At 63.7% G+C, this 13,563-nt stretch carries 11 protein-coding genes; 1 reads left to right on the top strand and 10 read right to left on the bottom strand.

Annotated features, from left to right (window positions below; translation table 11 throughout):
- Nucleotides 1–660, bottom strand: a complete 660-nt coding sequence (locus tag ACQS5P_RS22005; protein ID WP_428938766.1) for a hypothetical protein — start codon at nt 658–660, stop codon at nt 1–3.
- Nucleotides 661–763: 103 nt separating this feature from the next.
- Here ACQS5P_RS22005 and ilvN point away from each other — a divergent pair, with 103 nt between their 5' ends.
- Nucleotides 764–1,330: an acetolactate synthase small subunit gene (gene ilvN / locus ACQS5P_RS22000; RefSeq protein WP_428938765.1), complete on the top strand. Its 567-nt coding sequence runs from the start codon at nt 764–766 to the stop codon at nt 1,328–1,330.
- Between the two features lie 102 nt (nt 1,331–1,432).
- Here ilvN and ACQS5P_RS21995 read toward each other — a convergent pair whose 3' ends face one another.
- The 9 genes from ACQS5P_RS21995 to ACQS5P_RS21955 form a co-directional block, all read right to left on the bottom strand.
- Nucleotides 1,433–2,359 (bottom strand): D-alanine--D-alanine ligase family protein, encoded by a 927-nt coding sequence (locus ACQS5P_RS21995; RefSeq protein ID WP_428938764.1) that lies wholly within the window; start codon nt 2,357–2,359, stop codon nt 1,433–1,435.
- A gap of 128 nt (nt 2,360–2,487) precedes the next feature.
- Complete coding sequence (murB, locus tag ACQS5P_RS21990) at nt 2,488–3,396, bottom strand: UDP-N-acetylmuramate dehydrogenase (protein WP_428938763.1); 909 nt, start codon at nt 3,394–3,396, stop codon at nt 2,488–2,490.
- Between the two features lie 68 nt (nt 3,397–3,464).
- Complete coding sequence (gene murC, locus ACQS5P_RS21985) at nt 3,465–4,943, bottom strand: UDP-N-acetylmuramate--L-alanine ligase (protein WP_428938762.1); 1,479 nt, start codon at nt 4,941–4,943, stop codon at nt 3,465–3,467.
- 156 nt (nt 4,944–5,099) lie between these two features.
- Entirely contained in the window at nt 5,100–6,227 is a 1,128-nt protein-coding gene (locus ACQS5P_RS21980; protein WP_428938761.1) for a UDP-N-acetylglucosamine--N-acetylmuramyl-(pentapeptide) pyrophosphoryl-undecaprenol N-acetylglucosamine transferase, read from the bottom strand.
- Nucleotides 6,228–6,303: 76 nt separating this feature from the next.
- Nucleotides 6,304–7,560 carry an FtsW/RodA/SpoVE family cell cycle protein gene (locus tag ACQS5P_RS21975; RefSeq protein ID WP_428938760.1) on the bottom strand — a complete coding sequence of 419 codons (1,257 nt, stop codon included), beginning with the start codon at nt 7,558–7,560 and terminating at the stop codon, nt 6,304–6,306.
- A 129-nt stretch (nt 7,561–7,689) separates the two neighbouring features.
- Nucleotides 7,690–8,838 carry a phospho-N-acetylmuramoyl-pentapeptide-transferase gene (mraY, locus tag ACQS5P_RS21970; RefSeq protein WP_428938759.1) on the bottom strand — a complete coding sequence of 383 codons (1,149 nt, stop codon included), beginning with the start codon at nt 8,836–8,838 and terminating at the stop codon, nt 7,690–7,692.
- 6 nt (nt 8,839–8,844) lie between these two features.
- Nucleotides 8,845–10,269 (bottom strand): UDP-N-acetylmuramoyl-tripeptide--D-alanyl-D-alanine ligase, encoded by a 1,425-nt coding sequence (locus ACQS5P_RS21965; RefSeq protein WP_428938758.1) that lies wholly within the window; start codon nt 10,267–10,269, stop codon nt 8,845–8,847.
- Nucleotides 10,270–10,353: 84 nt separating this feature from the next.
- A complete protein-coding gene (locus ACQS5P_RS21960) occupies nt 10,354–11,847 on the bottom strand; it encodes a UDP-N-acetylmuramoyl-L-alanyl-D-glutamate--2,6-diaminopimelate ligase (RefSeq protein ID WP_428938757.1) in 1,494 nt (497 codons plus the stop codon).
- A gap of 276 nt (nt 11,848–12,123) precedes the next feature.
- Nucleotides 12,124–13,536, bottom strand: coding sequence for a UTP--glucose-1-phosphate uridylyltransferase (locus ACQS5P_RS21955; protein WP_428938756.1), 1,413 nt, complete (start codon nt 13,534–13,536; stop codon nt 12,124–12,126).
- Between the last annotated feature and the right edge of the window lie 27 nt (nt 13,537–13,563).

Here is a 13,563-nt window from a genome sequence, read left to right as displayed (position 1 = left end):
CTATGCCAACATCAGTGCCAACTGTTCCGACAGCGCGATCATGCGGTCCAGCTCGATCGGGTCGAACGGACGCGATGAAAAGTCGATCAGGATATGCTCGTCGCAGACCAGCAGTCCCAGGTCGGCCGGCAGCAGCGTTCGAGACGCCGAATTGGCCAGAGCACGCGCCGCCAGGGAGCTGCTCGCGAGAACGACGAACCGATGCCCCAAGGCAAGGCTGGGATACTGCTTGAGGTCCAGCAGATCCAGCAGGCTTGAGGCGGCTTGGGCGGGTCGAAGTGCGGCGACGGCTATGCGGCGATGCGGAACCTTGCGCAGCAGCAGGTTCCAGCGGCCGGGGCCGGCGGGGGCATCACCGGTTCCGCCGGTTTGAAGCTGCATCACGGTGATCCGTTCGTCGCCAAGATGCAATGCCAATCGTGGCGCATGCTGTTCCAGCGGCCCGGCCAGCACCGGCGGCAAGGGCAGGCTCGTGAGCGGGCGGAACCGCATCCCACGTTGCCTGGCCCACTCGGCCAGCGAAGTCCACTGACGTTGCGTGGTCCAGCGCCGAACCAGCAGCGCGAACGTCAGCATCGACGCGCCCAGCATCACCAGCAGCGTCAGCACAATCGTCAGCGAAAATGGCGGTGGCTGCGGCGGCATCAGCCTTCGAGTCATCCTCTCATCTGCCCGCCTGTACCGGCGGCATGCCCCGCGCGCTTGTACGGGCGGAGATTTGGCCTAGAATCTGAACCCACGCAATTATGCCTCAGGAGCTTTCATGCGTCACGTGATCTCGGCATTGGTGATCAACGAGCCAGGTGTGCTGGCGAATGTGGCGGGGATGTTCGCCGCCCGCGGGTTCAATATCGATTCTCTGGTCGTCGGAAGAACCGAGAACCCGGAGTTGTCGCGGATGACCGTCGTTGTCGATGCCGATGACAACACCCTGGAACAGGTGCGCAAGCAGCTTGCCAAGCTCGTGCCGGTGGTCAAGGTCCGTGACTTCGGGGGCACGGCCTACATCGAACGCGACCTGGCCCTGATCAGCGTCGGCGTCGGTCCGGAAAAGCGCGGCGAAGTGATCGAGATCGTCAACCTCTTCCGCGGCAAGATCGTGGACGTGGCGAAGAACAGCCTGATCGTGGAGTTGGCCGGCACCGAACAGAAGATCGAGGCGTTGATCGAGCTGCTCACGCCATACGGGATCAAGGAGCTTGCGCGCACGGGTGTGATTGCGATGGCTCGGGGGACGCAGACGGCGCGGGACGAATCCGCCGCCGAGAAGCCCAGGCAGCGCAAGCGGAGCCTCGGCGCCGCTTCCGGCGCCGCGTTGCCGCCAAGCTGAGCCGCTGCTCGTTTCCACCCGCTGCGACCTGAGTCGGGATGGGGTAAGACCGCTTCCCTGCCCGGGCGCAGCGGGAGGTCGTATCGAAATCGTGGTGGGACCTCAGACCGCCTGGCGAATGATCCGCCCGCTGCCGCGCGCATACGCCCGGCACACCAGCCTGTCCACCAGCCGCGAAAACGGGATTCCGTCGTGCGCCGCCATCTCCGGCAGCAGGCTTTTGGGGGTGAAGCCCGGCATCGTGTTGATCTCCAGCACGTACGGTCGCATCTGCTGGTCCACGATCAGGTCCACCCGCGACAGATCGCGACAGCCCAGCGTCTCGTGCGCCCGTCGGGCGATTTCCTGGAGCTGACTGACCACCGCCACTGGCAGGTTCAGGTCGAAATGGTGCTGCGCGTCATTGCCGACATACTTGGCCTGGTAATCGAAAAACTCGCGCGAGGTGGTGATGCGGATCGGGCTGAGCGGTTTTTCCTCCAGGATTCCGACCGTGATCTCCACGCCGCGAATGAACTTTTCGACCATGACGGCGCCGTGACGGTCCAGAACTTCGTGGCAGCGCTGCGTAGCGTCGTCGCGCGTCTTGCAGATGAACACGTCGATGCTGCTGCCGCTGTCGATCGGCTTGATGACGCAGGGCACGCCGATGCGATCGACGGACTCGCTCACATCCGCCGGGGCAGCGACCAGCTCATGCGCCGCCGTCGGGATCCCGGCGCGTGCCCACAGCCGCTTGGCGTGGTCCTTGTTCATGCCGGCGCGCGACGCCGCCGAGCCGCTGCCCACGAACGCCAGCCCGCGTTCTTCAAGGATCTCCTGAAGCTCGCCGCTTTCGCCGAAGGCGCCATGCAGCACCGGAAACACCACGTCCGTCGGGCGCGCCAACGCGCTCAGGTCCGTCGGAGAAATGTCGCTTGGAAACACCTCGTGGCCTGCGGACTTCAACCCCTCGATGACCGCCCGGCCGCTCACCAGGCTGACTTCCCTTTCCGCACTGGGCCCGCCGAATAACACCGTAACTTTCATTGCCCGTTGACTCCTTTCAACGCAGGACCCGGTGACGCGACCGACTGGTGACAACCACCATGTGCCTTGTCACGCAACTTCCGGTTGTCAGCTTGTCACCCGATCACCCTGTCACCTTGCCATCACTTTCACGGCCAGATCTGAACTTCCGACTCCAGCTCGATCTGATTGCGTTCGTACACCTTCTCACGAATGATTTTGATCAGCCGCAGCACGTCATCGGCGGTGCAGCCCGGGTGGGCGATGATGAAATTGGCGTGCTTGGTGCTGACTTCGGCGCCGCCGACGCGCAGCCCCTTCAGCCCCGCCTGGTCGATCAGCGCTCCGGCGCTCAGTCCCCGGGGGTTTTTGAAGATGCAGCCGGCGTTTTTGGTGTTCAGCGGCTGGCTGTTGCGTTTGTACATCCAGATTTCCTTGGTTCGGCGCATGATCCGCTCGGGGTCATCCGGCTCCAGCTCCAGGGTTGCGCCGAGGATGAATGGGGCGGCGATGTTGGTGCTGCGATACTCGAAAACCAGATCATCCTTGGTCCTCTCGAAGACGGTGCCCTCGGAGTCCATGACGGTGACCCTGGCGACGACCGCGCCGATATCGCCGAACTTTCCGCCGGCGTTCATCCGCACGCCCCCGCCGATCGTTCCGGGGATTCCGGCCAGGCATTCGATCCCGGCAAGCCCCTGCCGGCAGGTGCGCAGCACCAGCTTCTGCATGTCCACACCGGCGCCCACTTCCACAAGGTTGTTCTCGTAGCGGACGCGCCGCCAGTATTCCTGATCCAGACGAAACACGGCCCCATCGACGCCGCGATCGCTGACCAGCAGATTCGCCCCCAGCCCCAGAACGTAAATCGGCACTTCGTTCTCGACGCAGCGCCTGGCGGCCTCCTGAAGCTCTTCCAGGCTCCGCGGGCGAATGTACCAGCGCGCCGGGCCGCCGATCTTGTACCACGTGTGCGGCGCCAGCGGCTCGTTCTCCGTCACGATCTCATCCAGACCGACGAAGGGGTTGAGGTTGTTCGCCAGACGAACAGTGGACATCGGTCAACACCAACTCCCCAGCACGCCATGCCGAATCCATGCCCTTGATTCGCCATGGGCGGATGCCTTTATCCAATCAGGTCTCTGCCAATCTCCCAGACATTCCCAGCCCCCATGGTCACGATCACATCTCCTTCTTCCGCTTCCTCCCGAAGATAGTCCAGAATCTGCGTGAACTGCGGCAAGTGGCGGGCGCGCTGGCCGTTGCGGTTGATCCTGGCCACCAGATCTTCAGCACTGACCCGCTGCTTTTCCGATTCACTGTCGCGCACAAAGTAGATGTCCGGCACGATCGTCTCATCCGCCTGCGCGAAGCTCGCGGCAAAGTCCTCCAGCAAAAACCGCGTGCGGCTGTGCTGGTGCGGCTGAAAGACGCAAATCAGCCGTCGCGGCTGGTATTTCTCCCGGATCGCCTTGAGCGTGGCGCGAATCTCGGTCGGATGATGTCCATAATCATCGACGACGATCGCGCCGTTGAATTTCCCGACCTGCGTCATCCGACGATCCACACCGACAAACGTGCCAATCGCGTCGGCGGCCTTCTGCGGGTCTATCCCGCACGCATTGCACGCCGCCACCGCCATCGTCGCATTCATCAGATTATGCTCACCGGCCACCGAAAGTTGCAGCGTGGCGACGAGCTGTCCCTTATGCAGCACCTGCCCGCGACAGCAGCCCTGCTCGACGCCCGTGCAGCGGGTGCTCCAACTGAAACCGTCCTCCAGAGCGCACAGCTCGATCGGAACGGTCAGCCCCGCCAAAGCTTTGATCACCCGCGGGTCCTTTCCGCCGGCGATGATCAGTCCATGGTCTGGGACCAGCCTGGCGAACTGCCGGAATGACTCGACGATCTCGTCGATATTCTTGTAGCAGTCCAGGTGGTCTTCTTCGATGTTGGTGATGATCGCGAGCTGCGGGCGAAGGTTATGGAAGCTGCGGTCGTATTCGCAGGCCTCGGCGACAAAGAAGTCTCCGCCGCCGGACCGGCTGCCCCCGCCCAGTTGCGGCACCGTCCCGCCGACCACGAAACTCGGGTCGCCACCGCACGACAGCAACGCGTGCGCGATCATCGCCGTCGTGGTCGATTTTCCGTGGGTACCGGCCACCGCGATCCCAAACCGCTCCGCCATCACTTCCCCCAGCAGTTGCGCGTACTTGATGGTGCGGATTCCAAAAGCCTTGGCGGCCTGGTATTCGGGGTTGTCGTCTCTGATGGCGGCGGATCGGACCACCAGATCGACCTGCCGCGACAACAACTCGCCGAGCTGATCACGCGAAATCCTGGCTCCTCGCCGCGCCAGCTCGAACGTGATGGCATTTGGCCGGGGTTCGGATCCGCTGACGATCGCCCCGTTGTCCAGCAGCATGCGTGCCAGCCCGCTCATCCCCGAACCGCCGATGCCGATGAAGTGGACCCGTTTACCGGCGAAGCGACTGCGACGTGTGCCGGCGGCGGGTTGAGGCTTGAGGTCTGCGGTCGTGTTCGTTGAGTTCAGCGAGTCCATTCGCTTCGGGTTCCCTGCTGAAGGTTGGTCAACTGCGGGCATGGTACAGCCTCGCACAGTGCAGTCAATTCACGACCAGAGCGAATCGCGATTGAATGACCAGATGACCAGGTGACCACGCGACAAGGTGAACAAAACGGATTGTGCTGTTACTCGTTTACCTTGACACCTGTTCGCCTGTTCAGTTTGTCCCTCGAATCATCGGCTTTGCCGGATCATCTCCATGATTACTGCCGCGACGGCCGCGGCCGCGTTCGGCTTTCCCAGTGCCCGCGCCGCCTGCGACATCAAGGCGCGCCTGGGGGCATCATACAGAAGCGACTGAAGGATCGGCCCCAGACGCTCAGCATTCTTTTTGCGATCCTTCTGGTCCTCCAGCAGCACCGCCGCGCCCGCCTCGGCCAGCACCCGCGCGTTCAGCTTCTGCTGCTGGTCCTTGTGATAGGGGTAGGGCATGAGGATCGAAGGCACGCCGCAGGCGGTGAGCTCGGCGCAGGTGCTGGCGCCGGCGCGGCTGATCGCCAGGTCTGCCACTGCCCACACGTCCGCCATGGCCGGTGTGAAGTCGATCACCGCCGCCTCGATCCCCAGCTCGCGATACTCACGTCGCACGCTCTCGGCGTGCTCCTTGCCGGCCAGGTGCAGGATCTGCCAACCTTGAAGGTTCAGCGATGCGACGCAGCCGAGGAACGCCTGGTTGACGGTCAGGGCACCTTGCGAGGCGCCGGTGATGACCAGGGTCATCACCCGCCGTGCCAGTCCCAGCCGCGCCAGCGCCTGTTCACGGGGAGGAAGATGGATGATGTCGCGGCGGATGGGGCATCCAGTTATGCGCAGCTTTGACTGCTGCGCCACCGGCACATAATGCTTTGTCGCCTCGAACTGGCAGCACATCGCCTGTACGCTGCGCAGCAGGTACTGATTGGCTCTGCCCGGAACCACATCGGGATTGAGGATGACCGCCGGCAAGCCGCGGGTGGCGGCGTACTTGACGGCGACGCCGGCCGCATATCCACCTAACCCTAGAATTGCCAATGGTTTGTGTTCTGCAAAGGCGGTCTTCACCAGATCCTTGGTTTCCCGCCAGCTCTTCCAGAACTTCAGCAATCCGCCGACCGTTCGCGTCGGTGGCACGATTGGCTGCGCGATGAATTCAAAGCCCGTGGACGAGAGGATCGTGCGGTCGATCTCACGTTGCGTGCACAGGAAGATCGGCTTAAGCTCCGGGGCCACCTCACGCAGTGCCTCGGCCACCGCGATACCGGGGTACAGGTGTCCCCCGGTTCCTCCGCCGGCCAGGAAAATGCTTTTGCTCGTCTCACTCATCTCAAATCAACTGACAGGGTGCCACAGGCGTCGCCTGCCCGGCCGTGACCCCAACGATCGCCACTCTGCGAACCTGTCATGCCCCCGGCGCGTCTGCGCCGTTGGGCTGCTTCGCCGCCAGATCTCTCCAGATCGAATCGACGATCAGGCTGGAGGTGGAGATCGGCTCCATGTCCGGCTCATGATCGAAGGCTTTGGCCGGTTCCTGCTCGTGGCGGTGGCGACAGATGCTGTACAGAAGCCCCAGGGCGGCACAGGTGATCACCAGCCCGCTGCCGCCGGCACTGACCAGCGGCAGCGAAAGCCCCTTGGTGGGGACACTGACCGTCGCCACCGCGATGTTGATCGCCGCCTGAAGACCTGTCATCGCCGCGATGCCGAACGCCAGCATTCGTCCGAAGCTGTCGCGCTTCTGCCTGATCGCCTGCCACGCGACAAACAGGATCCCCAAGTATAGCGCCACCGTCAGCAGCGCGCCGAAGAAGCCCAGCTCTTCGCACACGACGGCAAATATGAAGTCGGTGGTGTCTTCGGGCAGATAGCCGAGTTTCTGGATGCCGTTGCCCAATCCTCGTCCAGTGAAGCCGCCGGTCGAGAAGCTCAGCAGACTCTGAATCATGTGGTACCCCTCGGCGCGCGGTGCGGCCCAGGGGTCCAGAAAGGCTGTCATCCGCCTCCAGCGGTATTCCTTGTGCATGACGAACCAGCCGGCGGCGGCGACGGCGGGGGGGATCACCACCGCCAGGTGCCACCACCTGATTCGCCCGGCGATCAGCATGGTCACCGCGCACAGCCCGATCAACGCCGCCGTCCCGAAGTCCTGGATCACGATCAACAGGCAGACCAATCCGATCGGAATCAGCGTGAAACTGAACCCGCCCCAGAACCGGTCCAGATCCACCGGTTGCTCCGTCAGCCACCAGGCCAGAAACAGCACCACCGCCCACTTGGCCAGCTCCGAGGGCTGCACCTGCACGAATCCAAGTGGCAGCCAGCGTCGCGCGCCGTTCACTTCCAGACCGATGCCCGGCACCAGCACGATCACGCATGTGAATCCTGCCACCGCCAGCATCCACACAAACGGCTGTTGCCAGATTCTGGCGCCCGGCCTGACGAGCCGGGCGTAGTCGATGTGTCCGACGATGAAAAAGGCGGCGATGGCAACCAGCGCGTACAGGGCATGTCGCGTGCCGCGCTCGGTCCAGCTCCATCCCACGCTGCCGGTGACGTTCATCGCCGCCGACTGCACCATCACCACGCCCAGGCATAGCAGCCCCAGCACACAGACCGTCAGGATGTCACGCTGTCGCAGCCGGTAGATGGACACGTCCATACAAGGACGTTATCGGACGGGTACACGGCGGGGCATGAGTGGAAGCCCGTCCGGACTCGACAAACGCCTCGCGACCGTCACGCGCCTGAGCGTCCGACGAAACGATCTTGAACATCAGACAGACGAAGGTTACCTCAACTTCACCATCGCCAGCGACATCGCCGCCAGCATCGCGCCGATCAGCCAGAAACGCACCACCACCTGGTTTTCCGTCCATCCCTTGCGCTGGAAATGGTGGTGCAGAGGCGACATGAGCAGGATTCGCCGGCCCTCGCCGTACTTGCGCCTGGTGTATTTGAAATACCCGACCTGAAGCATCACCGACAGCGCCTCGGCCACGAAGACCCCGCCGACAACGAAGAGCATCAGCTCCTGACGGATGACAATGGCGATGTATCCGATCAGCCCGCCCAGCGCCAGCGAACCGGTGTCGCCCATGAAGACGCTGGCGGGGTTGCAGTTGAACCAGAGAAAGCCCAGGCACGCTCCGCCCATCGCGCCGGCGAGCACGGCCATCTGATCGGCGGCTTTGACGTAATGAAACAGCAGCGCCCCGGACCACTGGAGATTGCCGATGATCAGCGCCAATCCCAGGAAGGTGAAGCTGACGATGGCCATCGTGCCGGCCGCCAATCCGTCCAGTCCGTCAGTCAGGTTCACTGCGTTGCTGGAACCGACCAGCACGAGCATGCTCAGGAGGATGAATGCGCCCAGACCCAGTTTCACTGAGGCGATCGAGGGCTTGGCAAACGGAAAGTACAGCGTGTGCGTCTCGGGGATGTCCCGTCCATGATGGTACGTGAATACGGCAAGAACCGCAGCAAGCCCGATTTGGAACAGAACCTTTTCAAGACTCGTCAGTCCCTGTCGGCTGCCGCCGCGACGCCCCGCGGTGAGCTTCAGCCAGTCATCGGCCACTCCCACTCCACCAAGCCACACCAGACAGACCAGTGCCATCTGCACATAGAAGTTTCGCATGTCCGCCAGCAGCAGCGTCGTCAACGCGATTGCCCCGATGATCAGGATTCCGCCCATGGTCGGTGTGCCGCGCTTGGATTCCATCATCGCGTTGACCTGCGCCTGGTCGAAGTTGGGCTGATCCCCGATCTTCATCCGTCTCAGCCACGCGATCACTCCCGGCGCCGCCAGCAGCACCAGCACGAAACTCAGCATCACCGCCGCCGTGGTTTGAAAGCCCACATCCGTAAACAGCCTGAGAAATCCCAGGCCATGCGCTTCCAGCCATTCCAGGTGCGATTTGACAAGCAGGTAAATCATGGTCGGTCACGAGGCTGCTCTTTGCAGCACCTGCGGCGGGTCAAGCGGCTGTGGTCGCGATTCGATGATCGCCTGCGCCACCAGTTCCAGGTGGATTGCCCGCGAGGCCTTGAGCAGCACCAGGTCGCCGTCGCGAAGCCATCGGGGCACTTGCCGGGTGGCGCTGCCGGCATCGGGAAAGCGGCAGATCGCGCCAGTGGGCATTCCGGCCTGCTCGGCGGCGTCGGCGATCAGGGCCGCCTGCGATCCCACGCACGCCAGCACATCCAGTCCGCACCGGGCGGCGAACTGACCGATCTCGCGGTGGTATCGCTCGCTGGCCTTGCCCAGCTCGCGCATGTCCCCCAGCACCGCCACGCGACGTCCGCGCGGCTTCAGACCCGCCAGCGTCTCCAGTGCCGCCCGCATCGAGTTGGGATTGGCGTTGTAGGCATCGTTCAGCAGCGTCACGCCCCCGCCAAGCTCCTGAAGCTGCAATCGCATGTCCGGCCCGTGCGCGCTGGCCAGTGCTTCGATGATGTCCTGCTCCTCCAGGCGCATCGCGCGGGCCACGGCGATCGCCGCCAGCGAGTTGCTCGCCGTGTGGCGTCCCAGCAGCGGCACGAACACCTCCCGCCGACCGTTCAGCCGAAACCGCGTGCCATTGGCGTCGCATACCACGTCGGTGGCAAACAAGTCATTGTTCGGGTCGAATCCGAACGTGATCTTCCTGCCCGGGTAGGGACGCACCGCCGACACAAGCTCCGGGTCATCCCCGTTGACGATCAGCATTCCCTTGGGATTCACGCCCGCGATGATGCTGGCGTTCTCCTGCCGCACGCCCATCAGATCGCCCAGAAACTCCAGATGCTCGGCGCCGCAATTGGTGATGACGGCGATGTCCGGGCGGGCCATTTCCGTCAGCACCTTGATCTCCCCGGGATGGTTGGTTCCCATCTCCAGAACCAGGTAATCCTGCATGGGGTCGGCGGGGAAGATCGTCAGCGGCACGCCGATGTCATTGTTGAAGCTCTTGGGCGACATGGAGCCGCGCAGCTTCGTGCCCAGAATCGAATCGATCAGATATTTGGTGCTTGTCTTGCCGTTGCTGCCGGCCACGCCGATCACCTTCGCCCGCATCTGCATGCGCACGAACGTCGCCAGCCTGCCCATCGCCGCCTTGGTGTCCTGGACCTGGATCAGGTAGAGATTGGGCTGGGGCGGCTGCGGGGCGTGCTGAATCAGGGCCGCGACGGCGCCGCCCGCCGCCGCCTGGGGCAGAAAATCATGTCCGTCGAAGCGCTCTCCGGGAATCGCCACAAACAGACAGCCCGGCTCGATTCGCCGCGAGTCCGAACAGACCGACCGGATCAGCGGCGCCGTCTCCGGAATCGGCGACAACGCCTTGCCACCCACGGCCTGGCGGATCTGTTGGATCGACAACGGTTTCATTCAGAATGCCGAATGATGAATGCCGGATGCCGAATAACCCGCCGCGCATGCAATTCGGCATCTGGCATCCGGCATTCGGAATTGTTACCCGCCTACGCTCAGCCTCGCCCGCAGCACCCGCGTCGCTTCTTCGACATCGTCAAAGTGGTGTTTGACGGTCCCGATAATCTGGTAATTCTCATGCCCCTTGCCCGCGATCAGCACCACGTCGCTGGGCTGGGCGTCGGCCAGAACCCGCTCGATCGCCGCCCGACGGTCCGGCTCCACAATCACGTTCTTGCCACGGGCGCCGTTCTTGCCAGTATCGGATGAGAAGCCGCTGAGAATTTCATCGATGATCGCCTGCGGATTCTCGGTCCTGGGGTTGTCGCTGGTGACGTAGATCACATCGGCCAGTCGTTCCGCGACGCGCGCCATGCGCGGTCGCTTGGACCGATCGCGATCTCCTCCGCATCCGAAGACCACGCGGAGCTGGCCTCGCGTCAGCGGCCGCAGCGCGCTCAGCACGTTTTCCAGCGCGTCATCCGTGTGGGCGTAGTCCACCAGCACCGCGAACGGCTGCCCGGCTCGCACCGCCTGCAACCGACCCGGCGCCGCCGGCGCATCGCTCAGCCCCGCGGCGATCTGATGCACCGACAGCCCGAAGGCTTCCCCGACCACCGCGGCGGCACACAGCGCGTTCTCCACGTTGTGCCGGCCAATGAGCTGCGTCTTCACCTCCGTGCGGCCATCAGGACTCACCAGCACAAAATGCGTTCCGCCGGAGCTGATCGCCACGTCGCGGGCCCGATAATCGGCGCCCGACGCGAAGCCCCAGCCGATCACCCGCGCCTGCGTGTCGCGGATCATACGCCCGGACCACTCGTCCTCCACGTTCACGCAGGCCACGGCATCAGCCGGCAGCATCTCAAACAGCCGGGCCTTGGCGGCGGCATAATCGTCTTTGGTCTTGTGATAGTCCAGGTGGTCGCCGCTGAGATTGGTGAATGCGGCGGCAGCAAAGCGCACTCCGCTGACGCGATCCTGATGCAGCGCATGGCTGGAGGCTTCCATCACGCAGGCGCGGCACCCGCGATCGCGCATCGTCGCCAGAAGCCGGGCCACTTCCGTCGCCGCAGGGGTGGTCATCTCCGCCGCTCGACGGGTCTTTCCATCGTCGATCTCCACCGTCCCGATCAGCCCGCAGCGAATCCCGGCCCGCCCCAGCAGGTGCCGGATCAGATAAGTCGTGGTCGTCTTGCCGTTGGTGCCGGTTACACCCACCACACGCATCGATGTCGAAGGCTCCCCGTAAAACACGTTGGCCAGCACCGATGCCGCCGCCGGATCTTCAATCGTGACCTGCGGCAGGTCGATGCCGTCGATTCTTCTGGCCGAGACGACCGCGACGGCGCCTCTGGCCTGGGCATCGGCAACAAAACGACTGCCATCGGTCCTGGTGCCCGCGCGGGCGATGAACAGATCGCCGGGACGAATCAGTCGTGAATCTTCCTGTATCCCGCTGATCCGGATGTTGGGAACGCCGCTGAGTTTGATCCGCGGATTGACACGGCGGACAAGATCGTGAAGGGAAATCACCAGAACCTCCATGTTCCAGCACGAACGCGGACCAGACTCAGGCGAGCCAAGGCTCGCCATCGGCCGCGCGGGCAGCCATGCCCCAGGACCAGAAGGTATCACATCGATCTGTCCGGATCAATGCGGCCAGGAGGGGTGAACCCACCGTCTCACGGGCGTTTCGCGCCACGCCCGTGAGGCGGCCATTGCACCAACCCGGACCTCGACGTCGCCGTCGTTTGCTCGCGACTCCAGCAACAGGCACGCCCCGGATGAGGCGCCTTCACGTCAAGCGCGCTATTCCAGATACACCACCTGCCCAGGCTCGATCCGGCGCAGCGGAAGCTGTCGGGTCCGCAGTTGTTCGGCGCTGGTGGCCAGCAGTGGGGAGATCTCGATCACCGCATCCGGCTCGCCGTCGCGCATGGGCACCTGCACGCCCGCGGCCTGGAGCCAGCGTGCGGCTCGGCGAATCTGGTCCCGCCGCGCCGTCGCGGGAGAATCGACGCCGTCGGCGTTCTTGACCGGGCTGAACTCCTCGGCACGATCGGTCTCGTAGACGATCGCATTCTTCGCCAGAGGGATCGCGTCGAAGACGAACTGTTCCAGCTTCACGGCGTTGGGCTTGTCAGGGTTGATCCGCCGCCCGGATTCGTCAATGTACGCAACCTTCTTTTCCGCCCGGTGCCAGGGAAGCTGAAGCTGGCCGCCGGCGTTCAATCGCTCGATGAAGCTGACGCGCAGCGCGTGAATGGCGATCGAGCCGGCGTTGAATCGCAGGCTGCCGTCGGGGTTGGTCTGAACCGCAAGCGATTCCGGCAGGTCGCTGTACTCGATGACCTGAAGCACGCCGTCGGCGATGACGAAGTTGCCCACCTTCTCCAGCGCGTGGGCCTTGGGGATCATCTTGCTGGACATCTCCGAACCGGTCAGGTCGTGCAGGCCCAGAAACAACGGATCGATCGTGTGCACCAGCGGGTTATCGACCTGGAAGTAGGACAGATGCTCGATGCCGCGGCGACGCATGTCCGCCAGCGCGCCGCTTCGCGACAGCGCGCGCAATGATCCGCCATGCCCGTCAGGGCTCAGCGCCAGCGAATCCTTCTCGTCCAGCAGCATCTTTCCGTCGAAGCTGAACGCGGGCATCATCCCCTGCTGGAAAAACATGATGTTCGCAGGGTCATGGCCAAAGTAGTTGTGCCTGGCGAAAAAGGCGCGCGTGGCGGCATCGTTGATGTCGCTGGTCATGATGTACCAGGGGATCGCGCGCCCGCTGTCGCGGGAGTGAGCCAGCAACTGTTCGGCGAAGACCTGAAACAGCGGCTTGTTCTTCACCGGCGTGATGGGAAACTCGCCCTTGGGGCCGTCGTAGCCCAGACGCGTGCCCTGTCCGCCGGCGACCAGAAACGCCGCCACCTTTCCCTCTTTCAACAGTTGGTGACCGCGGCGGCGGGCATCGTCGTACAGCTTGCGATGCTCCTCGCCGGGCTGTCGCGGGTAAGGCTTGACCGGCTGAATGTCCCTGGGCAGGGGGATCGTCGGTTTGGTTTTCACATGCGTCTGGACCAGCGTCGCGATGCGGTCCAGATCCAGGGACTGAAGCTGCTGCACAAGCCTGCTGCGCGATGCCTCGTTCAGCTCGTCCCAGAAACGCAGCACATGTGCCTGACCAATCGCTTCCAGTCGTTTTCGCAGTTCCGAGATTTCCATGGCGCGGATTCTACCCATCAGCGATCT

The sequence above is a fragment of the Fontivita pretiosa genome (genome assembly GCF_050410795.1).
Lineage (GTDB): Bacteria > Planctomycetota > Phycisphaerae > Tepidisphaerales > Tepidisphaeraceae > Fontivita > Fontivita pretiosa.
This window is presented reverse-complemented; position numbering and strand designations above follow the sequence as displayed.